Origin of the sequence: Pontibacter aydingkolensis (assembly GCF_019443125.1) — a bacterium.
Lineage (GTDB): Bacteria > Bacteroidota > Bacteroidia > Cytophagales > Hymenobacteraceae > Pontibacter > Pontibacter aydingkolensis.
On record NZ_JAHYXK010000022.1, the window covers coordinates 38,268 to 53,180 of the forward strand.

The 14,913-nt window shown below is 45.3% G+C and carries 13 protein-coding genes and 1 pseudogene; 7 read left to right on the top strand and 7 right to left on the bottom strand.

The annotated features are described in order from the left end of the window. Positions 1 to 62: 62 nt before the first annotated feature. The 3 genes from K0O23_RS17790 to lepA all read right to left on the bottom strand — a co-directional run bounded on the left by K0O23_RS17790 (position 63) and on the right by lepA (position 3,429). The gene (locus K0O23_RS17790) at positions 63 to 944 is read right to left on the bottom strand and encodes a bifunctional 5,10-methylenetetrahydrofolate dehydrogenase/5,10-methenyltetrahydrofolate cyclohydrolase (protein ID WP_219878807.1); all 882 of its coding nucleotides are present in this window, start codon (positions 942 to 944) and stop codon (positions 63 to 65) included. 26 nt (positions 945 to 970) lie between these two features. Next, positions 971 to 1,483, bottom strand: a complete 513-nt coding sequence (locus K0O23_RS17795; protein ID WP_219878808.1) for a class IV adenylate cyclase — start codon at positions 1,481 to 1,483, stop codon at positions 971 to 973. 161 nt (positions 1,484 to 1,644) lie between these two features. Then, positions 1,645 to 3,429: a translation elongation factor 4 gene (lepA, locus tag K0O23_RS17800; RefSeq protein WP_219878809.1), complete on the bottom strand. Its 1,785-nt coding sequence runs from the start codon at positions 3,427 to 3,429 to the stop codon at positions 1,645 to 1,647. Positions 3,430 to 3,635: 206 nt separating this feature from the next. Here lepA and K0O23_RS17805 point away from each other — a divergent pair, with 206 nt between their 5' ends. Beyond that, the gene (locus K0O23_RS17805; protein ID WP_219878810.1) at positions 3,636 to 3,803 is read left to right on the top strand and encodes a hypothetical protein; all 168 of its coding nucleotides are present in this window, start codon (positions 3,636 to 3,638) and stop codon (positions 3,801 to 3,803) included. Positions 3,804 to 3,908: 105 nt separating this feature from the next. Here K0O23_RS17805 and K0O23_RS20540 read toward each other — a convergent pair whose 3' ends face one another. After that, positions 3,909 to 4,091, bottom strand: coding sequence for a GldL-related protein (locus tag K0O23_RS20540; RefSeq protein ID WP_394371717.1), 183 nt, complete (start codon positions 4,089 to 4,091; stop codon positions 3,909 to 3,911). Positions 4,092 to 4,441: 350 nt separating this feature from the next. Here K0O23_RS20540 and K0O23_RS17810 point away from each other — a divergent pair, with 350 nt between their 5' ends. Both K0O23_RS17810 and K0O23_RS17815 read left to right on the top strand, forming a co-directional pair. After that, entirely contained in the window at positions 4,442 to 7,828 is a 3,387-nt protein-coding gene (locus K0O23_RS17810) for a methylmalonyl-CoA mutase family protein (protein ID WP_219878811.1), read from the top strand. 139 nt (positions 7,829 to 7,967) lie between these two features. Then, the gene (locus K0O23_RS17815) at positions 7,968 to 8,123 is read left to right on the top strand and encodes a hypothetical protein (protein WP_219878812.1); all 156 of its coding nucleotides are present in this window, start codon (positions 7,968 to 7,970) and stop codon (positions 8,121 to 8,123) included. Positions 8,124 to 8,249: 126 nt separating this feature from the next. On the opposite strand, the gene K0O23_RS17820 is transcribed toward K0O23_RS17815, so the two are convergent. Next, the gene (locus K0O23_RS17820; RefSeq protein WP_219878813.1) at positions 8,250 to 9,806 is read right to left on the bottom strand and encodes an FMN-binding glutamate synthase family protein; all 1,557 of its coding nucleotides are present in this window, start codon (positions 9,804 to 9,806) and stop codon (positions 8,250 to 8,252) included. Positions 9,807 to 10,324: 518 nt separating this feature from the next. Between K0O23_RS17820 and K0O23_RS20340 the strand changes: the two genes are divergently transcribed. Both K0O23_RS20340 and K0O23_RS17825 read left to right on the top strand, forming a co-directional pair. Beyond that, positions 10,325 to 10,456, top strand: a complete 132-nt coding sequence (locus K0O23_RS20340; RefSeq protein WP_262902640.1) for a hypothetical protein — start codon at positions 10,325 to 10,327, stop codon at positions 10,454 to 10,456. A 216-nt stretch (positions 10,457 to 10,672) separates the two neighbouring features. Next, on the top strand, positions 10,673 to 11,272 hold the full coding sequence (locus K0O23_RS17825) for an FKBP-type peptidyl-prolyl cis-trans isomerase (protein ID WP_219878814.1): 600 nt from the start codon (positions 10,673 to 10,675) through the stop codon (positions 11,270 to 11,272). An 82-nt stretch (positions 11,273 to 11,354) separates the two neighbouring features. On the opposite strand, the gene K0O23_RS17830 is transcribed toward K0O23_RS17825, so the two are convergent. Next, positions 11,355 to 11,834, bottom strand: a complete 480-nt coding sequence (locus K0O23_RS17830; protein ID WP_219878815.1) for a hypothetical protein — start codon at positions 11,832 to 11,834, stop codon at positions 11,355 to 11,357. Between the two features lie 315 nt (positions 11,835 to 12,149). On the opposite strand from K0O23_RS17830, the gene K0O23_RS17835 reads away from it, so the two are divergent. After that, entirely contained in the window at positions 12,150 to 13,574 is a 1,425-nt protein-coding gene (locus tag K0O23_RS17835; RefSeq protein WP_219878816.1) for a Glu/Leu/Phe/Val family dehydrogenase, read from the top strand. Between the two features lie 32 nt (positions 13,575 to 13,606). Here K0O23_RS17835 and K0O23_RS17840 read toward each other — a convergent pair whose 3' ends face one another. Further along, positions 13,607 to 14,041 carry a hypothetical protein gene (locus K0O23_RS17840; RefSeq protein ID WP_219878817.1) on the bottom strand — a complete coding sequence of 145 codons (435 nt, stop codon included), beginning with the start codon at positions 14,039 to 14,041 and terminating at the stop codon, positions 13,607 to 13,609. Positions 14,042 to 14,425: 384 nt separating this feature from the next. Here K0O23_RS17840 and K0O23_RS17845 point away from each other — a divergent pair. After that, positions 14,426 to 14,913, top strand: a pseudogene (locus tag K0O23_RS17845) (transposase); the annotation flags it as partial.

The following is a 14,913-nucleotide window of genomic DNA, read 5'->3' on the forward strand; positions in this document are numbered from 1 at the left end:
TAAATAAAGCCCCACCGTACAATTAGTACGATGGGGCTTTATACTCAAAAGTATATCAAACACTAACCATATACTTCTTTCTTTGCTGCTCTAAGGGTGTTCTGCATCAGCATAGCTATGGTTAATGGTCCAACACCACCTGGCACCGGGGTAATGTAGCTGCATTTTGGGGCCACATTATCAAAGTCAACATCGCCGCGCAGGCGGTAACCCGACTTACGGCTTGCATCCGGAACGCGCGTAGTACCTACATCAATCACAACGGCACCCTCTTTTACCATATCGGCTGTTAGTAATCCCGGCTTTCCTACTGCAGTGATAATAATGTCTGCCTGGCGGGTATGGTAGCCCAGGTCTTTGGTATTCCGGTGGCACAGTGTAACCGTGGCATTGCCCGGGTAAGCAGCCTTAGCCATAAGTATACTCATCGGGGAGCCGACAATATTACTGCGACCAACTACAACACAGTGCTTGCCGTCAGTTTCGATCTCGTAGCGTTTTAGCAGCTGCAGTATACCGGCTGGCGTGGCAGGAAGGTAGGCAGGTAAGCCGGCCACCATACGTCCCACATTGGTCGGGTGAAAGCCGTCCACATCTTTCCTCGGGTCAATCGCCTCCAGCACTTTTTCTGTGTTAATATGCTTTGGAAGAGGAAGCTGCACAATAAAACCATCTACCACCTCATCCTCATTCAACTCCTTTATCTTATTTAGTAACTCTTCTTCCGTAATGGTGTCTTCGTAGCGGATAAGCGTAGATCCGAAACCGATTCGTTCGCAGGCCAGCACTTTGTTGTTCACATAAGTAACAGAGCCGCCATCATTCCCTATCAGCACTGCGGCCAGATGGGGCACTTTGCCTCCTTTTTCTTTAATGGCTTCAACTTCCTGGGCAATCTCTTGTTGAATGGCTTCTGATGTGTGTTTACCGTCGAGCAGGGTCATAGTTTGGTATAATGATGAATGATGAATTAGGAATGATGAATTAAGTCGGTATAGGCACTGGTAACTAAATCTTCGTTGTGGATCTGGAGCAGGTCTTTATAGTAGTCGCATTGCTGTTGCAGCACCTCTATTCCTACAGAGCCTTCCAGGTCAATGGCTTCAATCTCTATAAAGTCACCCAGGCCTTTGATCTGGTCTAGGTGGAACTTCACGTTATCGATAAAGTATATTTTACGGATCTTTTTAAGCCGGGCAATTATACTTTTACCTTCGCAGACTGCTGCTACGGTTGCTGCACCCGGGTTTTTCAGGTACAGGAGAACTTCGGTCCTTTTTGCTCCCTCCAGCGGTGTCCTGTTATAATGTATAAGTACGTTTTCGATATTACCCTGCCGGTGCTTCAGTTTCCCATAGTCTGTTTCGTAGTAGGTATCTGTCTGCACATCTTCCCCCTGGTACGCAGCATTTAAGCCGGAAAGTATACTTTCCGCTTCAGCGTGGTTCTCGCAACGGGCTTTTATGGTTATATCGGCGTACATTTTTACTACAAAAGAATATTTGACAAAGGACAAAAGAGAATTCTGTTTTTAAAGAAGTCTTATGTCTTTTGACAAAAGATTCCTTTATCTAAAAAACTCCTTTGTCAAAAGTATAAACAAAAGCCCCGACGCGCAGGGGCACATCGGGGCTTGTTTATAATTTAGTCGAGTTTAAGCACGGCTAAGAAGGCTTCTTGCGGGATTTCCACGTTACCTACCTGGCGCATGCGTTTCTTACCTTTTTTCTGTTTCTCGAGTAGCTTACGCTTTCTGGAGATGTCACCACCATAACACTTGGCCAATACGTTTTTACGAAGGGCCTTTACTGTTTCGCGGGCAATGATCTTCTGGCCAATGGCAGCCTGTATCGCAATTTCGAACATCTGGCGAGGTAGCAGTTCACGGAGCTTTTCGCACAGGCGCTTGCCCCAGTCGTAGGCTTTATCGCGGTGTACGATGGCACTCAGGGCATCCACAGGCTCTCCGTTTAACATCACGTCCAGCTTCACCATGTTAGACTGCTTAAAACCAATCAGTTCATAGTCAAGGGAAGCGTAGCCTCTCGAAATAGTTTTCAGTTTATCAAAGAAGTCGAATACAATCTCGGCAAGCGGCATCTCAAACGATAGCTCTACCCTGTCGCTGGTCAGGTAGGTCTGGTTCTTAAGGATACCGCGCTTATCCATACACAGTGTAATGATAGGACCAACAAACTCAGACTTAGAGATGATCTGCGCTTTAATGAACGGCTCTTCCACGTGGTCGATATAGTTCGGCTCCGGCATTTCGGAAGGCGCACTCACTTTGAGTAGTTGTCCTTTGGTAGTATGCACATGGAACTGCACCGACGGCACCGTTGTGATAACGGTCATGTCAAACTCACGCTCCAAACGCTCCTGCACGATCTCCATATGCAACATGCCCAGGAACCCGCAACGGAAACCAAAACCAAGGGCAGCAGACGTTTCCGGCTCCCATACCAGCGAGGCATCGTTTAACTGCAGCTTCTCCATCGCGCCGCGCAGTTCTTCGTACTCGCTTGTCTCTACCGGGTAAATACCGGCAAACACCATTGGCTTCACATCCTCAAAACCCTGAATACCCAGGGCAGGTCGATCCACGTGCGTAATGGTGTCACCAACTTTTACCTCTTTGGCATTCTTGATGCCCGAGATCAGGTAGCCCACATTACCTGCACCCATTACCTGGCGCGGCTCCTGGTTCAGCTTCAACACCCCGATCTCATCAGCCTCGTAGGTCTTGCCTGTGTTAATAAACTTTACCTTCTCCCCTTTTTTAAGCGTACCGTTAAAAATACGGAAGTATACTTCGATACCTCTGTAAGAGTTAAAAACAGAGTCGAAGATCAGTGCCTGCAATGGTGCCTCAGGGTCGCCTTTCGGAGCCGGGATGCGGTCGCAAATAGCGTTCAGTATTTCTTCTATACCGATGCCAGCCTTACCTGATGCATGAATAATATCGTCGCTGTCGCAGCCGATCAACTCAATGATCTGATCTGATACCTCTTCCGGCATAGCGTGCGGCAGGTCTATTTTATTCAGAACCGGAATGATTTCCAGGTCGTTACCGATGGCTAAGTATAAGTTGGAGATTGTTTGTGCCTCAATACCCTGCGAAGAGTCCACGATAAGCAGCGCACCCTCGCAGGCGGCAATGGAACGGGATACTTCATAGGAAAAGTCTACGTGACCTGGCGTGTCAATCAGATTGAGTACATAATCCTCGCCTTTGTAATGGTAGTTCATCTGGATGGCGTGGCTCTTGATGGTAATGCCGCGCTCACGCTCCAGGTCCATGTTATCCAGCAGCTGGTTTTGCATTTCGCGCTCTGCCACCGTGGATGTAAATTCCAACAGGCGGTCGGCCAGGGTACTCTTACCGTGGTCAATGTGGGCGATAATGCAGAAATTGCGAATGTTCTTCATAAATATCTATACGAAGAACAAAGTTAAGAAATCTTCCATTCATGTTAGAAGATTTTAGCTATCCTTGTAATAAAAACGCAGTTTTAAGTTGATTTTACCTGGCAGGCATCCCATAATCTCTGATTAAGGCTGCCATATAGCGTTGGCTTGAACTTAAATCCGGTACATAGCGGTTAAAACTTAGCTGATTACATATTCCCTATATCATGACAAAAGAAGAGTTCGAGAATAAATTCGGAGAAACGCTGGATGCCATAGTAGAGGCGATGGCAGAGAACACAGAAATTGATCCCGAAAAATTTTATAGTATGGCGTGCATCATTGAAAACCTGCGTTTTTTCAGCCCGGTACTTTACGGCGCCATTAAGAAATAAATCCCCGGCAAAGCCACTGTGTTAATGCAAAGCATGTATAAAGTATAAAATAAGAAAGCCGGAAGTATGATCTTACTTCCGGCTTTCTCGTTTCAAGTCTTCAACTTAAGCTACTCTGCCTTTTTTATACTTATAAACTGCGAAGAGCGGTACATAAAGTATGGCTGCAATAGCGCATCCAAGCACTAACAACATATCCGCACCTGCCCAGTGCATCGTTTTAAACAAAAATCCCAGAATAACGACCATCGCAGTGAAGGCCCCAAGAATGTAAACACTCAATCTCATATGTATAATTTTTAAAGGTTGGAAATACTCATTGGCTTACGTCTACTCAATGGGCCTGAAAACCGAACTTTACTACTGCCCGAAGTATAGAATAACTTACAATAATATTTAATCGCATTAAATTATACAACCCATGTTACCAAGTATTTAGTAAAAAATAAAGTCGAGTGACAGAATTATATGCTTACAGAATCGTGCAATATTTTAAACAAATGATCTGTCAATGTTCTTTTTATATAACCAGGCTTTCGAATATACCTGCTCAGCTATTCAAATCCTGCGCATCCTTTAATCTTATAAATCTTAGTCCTATCTTCGCATCATATTTCGATAAACCGTATTACTAAAGTATGTCAATTACTACAGTAGAACCATATAAGCCTGTCAACCATATCCGTATCGTGACAGCCGCTTCTTTATTCGATGGCCACGACGCCGCCATTAACATCATGCGTCGTATCATTCAGGCATCGGGTGCAGAGGTGATACACCTGGGCCACAACCGCTCTGTGCAGGAAATCGTGGATTGCGCCATTCAGGAAGACGCACAGGCCATTGCCATCACCTCATACCAGGGAGGCCACATCGAGTACTTTAAATACATGTACGACCTGCTGAATGAGCGCGGCTGCGGCCATATCCGATTATTCGGCGGCGGTGGTGGTGTTATACTTCCCACGGAGATAGAAGAGCTGCATGATTACGGTATTGCGCGCATCTACTCTCCTGATGATGGACGTGCCATGGGCTTGCAGGGTATGATAAACGACATGCTGCAGAAATGCGACTTCCCTACGGGCAAAGACCTGAATGGTGAGGTTAAGCACTTACGTGACAAAGACCCGAAATCGATTGCCCGTTTGATCTCTGCTGCCGAGAACTTCCCGGAAGAGGCACGAGGAATACTGAATGAAGTAAAAGAGCAGGCCAAGGAAATAAACACTCCTGTACTGGGCATTACTGGTACAGGTGGTGCCGGTAAGTCGTCGCTGGTAGATGAACTGGTGCGCCGCTTCCTGATGGATTTCCCTGAAAAGAAAATTGCCATCATTTCAGTAGACCCATCTAAACGCAAAACGGGTGGTGCTTTATTGGGCGATAGAATCCGTATGAATTCTATTTCTAACGACAGAGTTTACATGCGCTCGCTGGCTACCCGCCAAAGCAACCTGGCCCTGAGTAAGTATGTGCAGGATGCTGTGGATATTGTGAAGGCTGCCGATTTTGATATGATCATCCTGGAGACTTCCGGTATAGGCCAGTCTGACACCGAGATCATCGAGCACTCTGACATGAGCTTGTATGTGATGACGCCGGAGTACGGTGCCGCCACACAGCTCGAGAAGATCGACATGCTGGACTTTGCTGATGTAATTGCCCTGAATAAATTCGACAAGCGCGGCGCATTGGATGCAATACGCGATGTAAAGAAACAATACAAGCGCAACCACCAGTTATGGGATGTAAACGATGATGATATTCCGGTTTTCGGAACTATAGCATCGCAGTTCAACGATCCGGGTATGAACCGCCTGTACCGTGCCGTTATGGCGAAAATCTCTGAAAAAACGGGCGTAGAGTTTGACTCTAACCTGAAGACTTCAAAAGAGATGTCTGAGAAAGTGTTCATTATACCTCCTGCCCGCACCCGTTACCTTTCTGAGATTTCGGAAACCATCCGTAGCTATGACAAGTGGAGCAAAGACCAGGCAGAAGTAGCGCAGAAACTGTATGGCATTAAAAAGTCTATCGAGGCAGTTCAAAGTATAGAAATTGCCGACAAAGACCGTTTGGTGAAGCAACTGGAGGAAGCCTATGCTGAAATAGAACTGAACCTGGATGGCCAGAATAAGAAGATACTCGAGAACTGGAAAGATAAAGTACAGGCTTACAAAAATGAGTTCTACGTATTTAAAGTACGCGACAAAGAGCTAAAGATAAAGACGCATACCGAATCGCTTTCACACTTGCAAATTCCTAAAGTTTCTACGCCACGCTACGAGGCATGGGGTGATTTACTGAAGTGGAACCTGCAGGAGAACGTGCCAGGCGAATTCCCATACACAGCGGGTGTGTTCCCGTTCAAGCGCGAAGGCGAAGACCCTACCCGTATGTTTGCCGGCGAAGGCGGACCAGAGCGTACCAACCGCCGTTTCCACTACGTGAGTTTGGGCATGCCAGCAAAGCGCCTTTCAACGGCCTTTGACTCGGTGACACTTTACGGTGAAGACCCAGATTTCAGACCGGATATTTATGGTAAGATCGGTAACTCAGGTGTAAGCATTTGCTGCCTGGACGATGCCAAGAAACTATACTCTGGCTTTAACCTGGCCGACCCGATGACGTCGGTTTCAATGACTATCAACGGCCCGGCAGCTATACTTACAGGCTTCTTCATGAATGCCGCCATCGACCAGCAGTGCGAACTTTATATTAAAGAAAATGGCCTGGAGGATGAAGTAAACAAGAAGATCGAGGCTATCTATAAAGAGAAAGGTGTTGAGCGTCCAAGATACCAGGGCGAGTTGCCAAAAGGTAATGATGGCCTAGGCTTGATGTTACTGGGTGTAACTGGCAATCAGGTGTTGCCTGCCGAAGTATACGAGCCAATCAAAACCCGTACACTGGCAGCCGTTCGTGGTACCGTGCAGGCTGATATCCTGAAAGAGGACCAGGCACAGAATACCTGTATCTTTTCTACAGAGTTCTCGCTGCGTTTGATGGGTGATGTGCAGGCATATTTCATCGATAAAAACGTACGTAACTTCTACTCTGTGTCTATTTCTGGTTACCATATTGCAGAGGCAGGCGCAAACCCTATTTCGCAGCTGGCCTTTACACTTGCAAACGGATTTACCTTTGTAGAATACTATGTGAGCCGCGGCATGGACATTAACAAGTTCGCGCCTAACCTGAGCTTCTTCTTCTCTAACGGTATCGATCCGGAGTATGCGGTAATTGGTCGTGTGGCACGTAGAATCTGGGCGAAGGCGATGAAGCACAAGTATAATGCGGATGCCCGTTCACAAATGTTGAAGTACCACATCCAGACGTCAGGCCGTTCGCTGCACGCGCAGGAAATCGACTTCAACGATATCCGTACTACGCTGCAGGCACTGTATGCCATTTACGACAACTGTAACTCACTGCACACGAATGCATACGATGAGGCTATTACTACGCCAACGGAAGCATCTGTACGTCGTGCGATGGCAATTCAGCTGATCATCAACCGTGAGCTTGGTCTTGCTAAAAATGAGAACCCACTACAAGGCTCGTTCATCATCGAAGAACTAACTGACCTGGTAGAAGAAGCTGTGCTGATAGAGTTTGACCGTATTACGGAGCGTGGCGGCGTGCTGGGTGCTATGGAAACCATGTACCAGCGCGGTAAGATTCAGGAAGAAAGTTTATACTACGAGACGCTGAAGCATACAGGCGAATACCCGATCATTGGTGTAAATACGTTCCTGTCTTCAACAGGCTCTCCTACAGTGCTGCCAACTGAAGTTATTCGTGCTACCGAAGAAGAGAAGCAGTACCAGATCTCAATGCTGCAGTCGTTGCATAAAGGCAATGAGGATAAGTCTGGCGAAATGCTGAAACGCATACAACAGGTAGCCATCAACAATGGTAACATCTTCGAAGAAATGATGGAGACTGTTAAATTCTGCTCGCTGGGCCAGATCACCAATGCCCTGTTTGAAGTAGGCGGACAGTACCGCAGAAATATGTAAGTTATACTTTGACGTATAAACTATAAAAAAAAGGAGCCGCTAAACTGGCTCCTTTTTTTATATAAACGACTATATATCAACTTATACAGAACAAAAAACAGGCGCATAAACGTATAAGGAGGACTTAAACAGGCAGAACATGAAAAAGAAACAGACGAGCACTTTCCCCCTATTCCTGATAGCTACAACTTTGCTATTAGTAGGAGCAGTAACATACCTGTACATAAGTACGCACCTGGAAGAGGAAGACGTGGACTTCGATTTATATGATGAAGATACTGAAGATTATTACTAATACTTTAGCTATAGTTTGATCTACAAAAAGCAAAGCCCTCTGCATATTTGATACAGAGGGCTTTGCTTTTTGTAGCGCGTAAGTCAGATCAACGCTACGGGTATTTATCGATGTATTTTAACTTACTTAATTTAACACGTAGTTTCTGCTGATCTCTGAGGCAGCGCCGGTTTTAGGAAAGTATATATCTTTAAAGCTTCGGGTACTGCCCTGCTCTACTCTTCTGAATATCTTATCCGGGGTGATATCGCTTAAAGAAGCAAAACCGCAGGCTTCCATCACCTCAATGGTAGATTTTATGGTATTGCCATGGAAATTAGCCACACGCACCCGCTTATCTGCCACGTCCAGGCCGCTGTACAGGTTCTTGTCCTGCGTGGCTATACCTACCGGGCAGCGGCCAGAGTCGCACTGAAGGGCCTGTATACATCCTAAAGCGAACATCATGCCTCTTGCGCTGTAGCACATATCAGCGCCCAAAGAGATCGCCTTCAGAATATCAACACCCGTAATGATCTTACCGGCAGCCATCAGCCTGATCTCGTTACGCAGACCATACTTTTTAAGTATGTTCTGTACATAGGCCAGCGCATCATATAGTGGCATGCCCAGGCTGTCAGTAAACTCCAGCGGAGCTGCACCTGTACCGCCCTCAGCACCATCAATGGTAATAAAGTCGGGGAAGATCTGGTTGTGCTTCATTTCGCGGCACAACTGCTCAAACTCCACCTTGTTACCAATGCATATTTTAATGCCAATTGGCTTGCCCTCCGATAATACACGCAATTTCTGGATAAAGAGCAGTAAGGTAAACTGGTCTTTGAAAGCAGAATGCGCTGGCGGCGAAGCAACGGTAGTATAAGGCTCCACTTTACGGATAGCTGCAATTTCGGGCGTGTTTTTAGCTGCCGGAAGTATCCCGCCATGCCCGGGTTTGGCTCCCTGCGATAGCTTTATCTCCACCATTTTGATATGTGGATGCGCTACCTGTTCCTGGTACAGCCTTTCAGAGAAGTTACCGTCTTTATCGCGGCAGCCAAAGTAGCCTGTACCGATCTGCCAAATAAGGTCGCCGCCGCCTGCGATATGGAACGGGCTAACTCCGCCCTCTCCGGTGTTATGGGCAAAGCCTCCTAATTTGGCGCCAGCGCTAAGTGCTGTAACGGCTGTTTTACTGAGCGAGCCATAGCTCATGGCAGAAATGTTATAGATACTGGCACTATATGGCTGGCTGCAGCTGCTGCTTCCAACAGTTACGCGCAGGTCGTTTTCCTTTACATGTACCGGAAACATAGTATGTGCTATCCATTCAAAGCCGGCTTCCTGGCTGTTGGCCTGCATACCAAAAGGCACTGTTTGCCGCACGTTTTTAGCGCGCTGGTACACGATGGAGCGCTGCCGGCGACTGAAAGGTTTTCCATCCAGGTCCGACTCGAAAAAGTACTGGCGCAGTTCAGGGCGTATACTTTCGAAGAAGTAGCGCAGGTACCCAAGCAGCGGGTAATTGCGCAGAATGGTATGCCTGCCCTGCCGAATGTTGCTCAGGTAAACCAGGTGCAGCGGCACAATAGCCAGTAACAACCATAAGGTTTGCCGCTCAAAAATCGAGAATAATAAGGTAAGCAGGTAAAGCGTCGCAAATACGTACACAAACGTTTGCCTGACGCTGATTTTTGTTGCCATGAATTAATAATGATAAAAAGAGATTTCTGATTTGCTCTGTTAACCGATCCGGAATTACCAATAAACTTAAGCTTAAGATCTGAGTAACTCCGGCCTAACCGTTAAAGGCTTTCGGAGTTGTAAAGAAGTGAAGGCAATACCCATTCAGCTTATCACTTAAGGATAGGTGATGGGAAGCAGAAACCAGGCCTGCGCCGGTTAGTGCTAACAAAGACAGATAAGTATAGCTATAGGGCTGCATAGTCAATGTTTGTGCAAAGGTAGAACAAAGTTGCACACATTTGCCACCATACTTGTACAATAATTTGCAAACGCTAAAAGACATTGCCAAAGTATAACTTACACTATTCAGAATATAGGTTTTCATACTTCAGTAAAAGTCATAACATTCTTATTTTACCTCTAAATTATTCTTCGATAATTCTCTGAAGCCAATTATAGAGAGAGCCTGAAAAAACCATAACCTTCAGTATGCAATCACGTTCAAGTGCAATACACACCTCCTTAACCAAACTAACATGAGACATTTTTCCACTATATCCTCGCTGTTGCTGTTAGGCACAACAGTTAGCCTGCTCATTACAAAATGGACGATTAATCATCAGACAGTGCAGAACAGTGCTGAAGATGGATATCATTTATACTTGTAAGCTGCCCTATACAGAGATATTCATTTATTAGATTTATCATACTTTTATACCAGCTAATGCAAGGGTTTTCCTATGGATTAGCTGGTTTGTTCGTATTTAGTACCAGGTGGTTTTAATGCAGGAGGTTAGAGCCAAATTGCTTACTTTTGGCAAAAGCATTTAATTGTCATAATTATTAAATATAGCCGGCACAGCATACGTGCCAAAAACTCAACTATGGATTTAAAAGAAAAGATCAGCTACATTATTGGCCGCGACATGGCAGCTAACCTAAGCAAACAAGGCATAGAGGTAGAAGCAGAGTCGTTTATAAAGGGCTTTAAAGAAGTGCAGGAAGGAAAAGAATCTTCTTTGTCTCAAAGCGATGTACAGCAGGCAATGATGGCCCTACAACAGGAAATGGCTGAAAAGCAGAATGCATCTGGTGGCGAAAATAAAAAGGCCGGAGAAGCATTTTTAGCAGAGAACAAAAATAAAGAGGGTGTAAAAACATTACCAAGCGGACTGCAGTACATGATACTGAAGGAGGGAACAGGTAAGTCCCCGTCTGCATCTGATACAGTTACGACACACTACCACGGTACTTTAATAGATGGCACTACGTTTGACTCGTCTTACGAACGCGGACAGCCTGCTACTTTCCCGGTTAACGGCGTAATAGCCGGCTGGACTGAAGCCCTGCAGCTGATGAAGGAGGGTTCAAAGTGGAGGCTGTTCATACCTTCAGGTCTGGCTTACGGGGCACAAGGCGCCGGCGATGTTATAGGACCAAACTCAACTTTGATCTTCGACGTGGAGCTGCTTTCTGTTAAGTAATCTCTTTATAAATGGCTTTCAAACAAAAAGGCAGTGCTGTTTAAGCACTGCCTTTTTGTTTGAAAATCACTATTGTATTACCCTAAGCTCCGGCTTTTACACTTTTGTCAAGAGAGAGCCATCGTTGCGCGGCCTCACGGTACAGAAAGTGATTAATGATCATAAAATTCTCGTTCTGAATCAGTTCATCGCCATCAAGCTCATGCACTAACTCATGTGAAGCACTGACAGGAAGTATAACCGCTACAAATACATTACTGCCAACTACACGCAGCGCTTCCGGAAAAAAATACGTGAACACCCATCGTTGGTCAGACCTTTTGATTTTATCACGGCTATGCAAGTCTAACAGCCATTTAGCAGGTTTATAAAGCTGTACATATTCCATTATTACTGAATAGCCCTGTCTTACTTCATGTGAATTAACTGATCCTTCCCATTTTATCTCCAGTGTTTCTGAATGCTCATCATAATTTATACTTAATTTATTATCAACTACAGTTTCATTTTCAGCAAAGCTGGTAGGTGGATAGGTTGGGTTATAAGTAGCCTGTCTTATCATAGGTAGATTGTCTAATGGCAAAGTAACTCAAGCCACAAATTACTTTAAGGTGATTATATCAGAATTAATCAGCATACTAAGCTTTATCATCAGCATGCAAATATTAACATTAAATTGTTATCAAACAAGATAATATTAAAATATACCTCTATACAATTAAGTATTTTACTTTTGATTTGTGCCTAAGTAACGTGATTATTAGAATATTATTTTAGATATTAAACAGGCAAAATATCTTAAAAATTAAATATCTAAACAAAACCCTGCACTAATCGTTCTTAATCCTGTTATAGCTCACTTTAAAAATAAGTAAGTATGTCAGATAACCACAACGAAGGCAAAAAATTCTTAGACAGTGTACACCAGTATTTTGATCATGCGGCAAAGTACTCTCGCCTTGACCCTGGAATTTTAGCTCAGATAAAAGCATGCAACAGTGTTTACAAAGTATCTTTTCCGGTTGAGATAGACGGAAGGATTGAAGTGATTGAAGGCATCCGTGTACAGCACAGCCACCATAAGCTACCTTCTAAGGGAGGCATCCGGTTTAGCATGCAGGTAGATGAAGATGAAGTTAAGGCACTGGCATCGCTTATGACTTTTAAATGCGCTGTAGTAGATGTACCGTTTGGTGGTGCTAAAGGAGGCGTTAAGATAAACCCTCGTACAAGCTCTGTTAAGACCCTTGAGAAAGTAACCAGACGCTATGCAGCCGAACTGGTTAAAAAGAACCTGATAGGCCCTGGTATTGATGTGCCAGCCCCTGACTATGGTACTGGCAGCCGTGAAATGGCTTGGATAGCTGATACCTACCAGGCCTTTAAATATGGCGAAATAAGCGCACTGGGTTGTGTCACTGGTAAGCCTGTAGGTCAGGGGGGTATCAGAGGCCGTGCAGAGGCAACTGGCTTGGGTATATACTTTGGCATCCGGGAAGCACTACAAGATACTGACCTGTTGAAAGACAGTGGCTTGAAAGGCTCCACCATGGAAGGTAAGAGCATCATTGTGCAGGGGCTGGGCAATGTTGGCTACCATGCTGCCTATTTCTGCCAGCAGGACGGTGCCATTATTACGGGTATTGCAGAACGTGAAGGCGGAATTTACAACGAAAAAGGCATCGATATTAAAGAGGCTTTTAAGCATCGCAGCGAAACCGGCTCTATACTCAACTTTAAAGACTGCGAAAATATAGAAAACTCTGTTGAGTTGCTGGAGCGCGCATGTGATATACTATTGCCTGCCGCCCTCGAAAACCAGATCCATGAAGGCAATGCCGCCAATATAAAAGCAAAGATCATAGCAGAAGGAGCAAACGGCCCGGTAACGCGCGAAGCAGAAGAGGTACTGTTAAAAAATAAGATCATCATACTACCTGACCTTTACCTGAATGCCGGCGGAGTTACGGTTTCATACTTTGAGTGGCTTAAAAACCTGTCGAATGTACGATTTGGCCGGATGGGAAAACGAGCAGAAGAAGCTAGCTACAAAAAACTGGTTAGTGCCATAGAGTCTTCGTCGGGTAAAACAATTACGGCTACTGAGCGAGCATTGCTTACACAAGGCTCTGATGAGATAAGCCTGGTAAGATCCGGATTAGAGGATACCATGATCAATGCTTACCACGAAATAAGGGCTGTTATGAAAAAGGAGAATATACCGGACTTGCGTACAGCAGCATTTTTAACAGCTATTGAGAAGATTGGCGTGAGCTATGAGTCGCTTGGAATTTTCCCTTGATGGGTAGAAAATATAGAAAAGATTTAAGAAGGTCAGGAACACATTGTTTCCTGGCCTTTTTTTATGTCAATAAGCCAATGCGTGGCTTCCTGGTACGCGGTAAAGTAGTTAAAATGGATAAAGTCTTGCCTCGACAGGTAGGCCGGCTGCTGGTAGTTAGTAACGATGGCTTTAAAGTGCTCTTCAGAAAACACAACTGCCGCATTTATACTTGATTTGATTATCTGGTACACACTAGGATAAAATTCCAGCATAAGCCAGGCTTCCTGCTCCCTATTTAAGGGGCCAATAGCTGTTAGGTCAGTACAAAAAGAAGTAATAAGGCAGGTTTGCTGAACATGTTGCAAAGCAGACAGGTATGTATCTTTCAACTGTTTGATGGTAGGTTTCTGCTTCCAGTTAATAAACAGGATATCAGTAGCTACATCATGAGATATACCAACATAGGGAGTATCCTTTATCACCATATAGCCTCAGGTTTTCTGTGTAATAAAAACGAAAATTACTTAGTTTAGTTAAATAAAGCAAGTATCATCTCAGTCTAAAACTTCCTACCGGAAAAGGTTGATACAATTTCTAAAAATTGCACATTTCCCTTTTCAGCACCTCAGAATCTATCCTATTCAGATCTTAGTTAAATGTAAATATACTTTTACCTATATTTAAAGTATACACCCTTCGCTGCAGCTATACTACCAGTACCAGGAAATATCTGTTAAAGTGGTATAGCCTGCCCATGCTTGCCAGTCTACACAAACATGAATCATCCCGAATTTTGTGATGGGATAAAAAAGGCAAACCTCCTGTTTTAGGTGTATATGTAATGTATGACCTGAAGACAGGAGGTTTTTATGTTTGCTACTTCTGAAAACGCATCCTCCCAAGGCGAGGTTCTCTCCCAGGCCCGTTTTTTCTCCCGCCGATTAGAGGAGTTCCTCGCTCCCTTTCTTTTACTGCTCGACCGGTTGCTGGACCGCCGGCTGGTTTCCACCTTTTCAGGCCTGTGTCAGGCGCTGGTGCGCCACCGCAACCGCCCCTCGGGCCTGTTGCTAAGCGAGCTGGGCGGGGTGCTGCTCTCCGGCGAGAAGGCCCCTGCCGGCACCAAGCGCATTTCCAACCTCTTGCGCAGTCCCAAGTGGCTGGCCCGGCTCATTGTCGACTACCTCACCGACGGGGCCCGGCTATACGTGGACAAGCTGCTGGAGGTGAAGCATGGGCTGCCCCTGCTCTTGTGGGATGAGAGTGTGCAGGAGAAAACAGAGAGCCTCCAAAGCCAGGGGCTGTGCGCGGTCAGGAGCACCAAGGCCAAACGGCAACTGCGCGTAAAGCCCGGCTACTA

Excerpts from the sequence above, each read along its gene's own strand:
- K0O23_RS17820 (WP_219878813.1), bottom strand. The coding sequence starts at position 9,806 with ATGGCAACAAAAATCAGCGTCAGGCAAACGTTTGTGTACGTATTTGCG.
- K0O23_RS17835 (WP_219878816.1), top strand. The coding sequence starts at position 12,150 with ATGTCAGATAACCACAACGAAGGCAAAAAATTCTTAGACAGTGTACAC.
- K0O23_RS20340 (WP_262902640.1), top strand. The coding sequence starts at position 10,325 with ATGAGACATTTTTCCACTATATCCTCGCTGTTGCTGTTAGGCACAACA.
- K0O23_RS17840 (WP_219878817.1), bottom strand. The coding sequence starts at position 14,041 with ATGGTGATAAAGGATACTCCCTATGTTGGTATATCTCATGATGTAGCT.
- K0O23_RS17815 (WP_219878812.1), top strand. The coding sequence starts at position 7,968 with ATGAAAAAGAAACAGACGAGCACTTTCCCCCTATTCCTGATAGCTACA.
- K0O23_RS17805 (WP_219878810.1), top strand. The coding sequence starts at position 3,636 with ATGACAAAAGAAGAGTTCGAGAATAAATTCGGAGAAACGCTGGATGCC.
- lepA (WP_219878809.1), bottom strand. The coding sequence starts at position 3,429 with ATGAAGAACATTCGCAATTTCTGCATTATCGCCCACATTGACCACGGT.
- K0O23_RS20540 (WP_394371717.1), bottom strand. The coding sequence starts at position 4,091 with ATGAGATTGAGTGTTTACATTCTTGGGGCCTTCACTGCGATGGTCGTT.
- K0O23_RS17810 (WP_219878811.1), top strand. The coding sequence starts at position 4,442 with ATGTCAATTACTACAGTAGAACCATATAAGCCTGTCAACCATATCCGT.
- K0O23_RS17825 (WP_219878814.1), top strand. The coding sequence starts at position 10,673 with ATGGATTTAAAAGAAAAGATCAGCTACATTATTGGCCGCGACATGGCA.
- K0O23_RS17830 (WP_219878815.1), bottom strand. The coding sequence starts at position 11,834 with ATGATAAGACAGGCTACTTATAACCCAACCTATCCACCTACCAGCTTT.
- K0O23_RS17790 (WP_219878807.1), bottom strand. The coding sequence starts at position 944 with ATGACCCTGCTCGACGGTAAACACACATCAGAAGCCATTCAACAAGAG.
- K0O23_RS17795 (WP_219878808.1), bottom strand. The coding sequence starts at position 1,483 with ATGTACGCCGATATAACCATAAAAGCCCGTTGCGAGAACCACGCTGAA.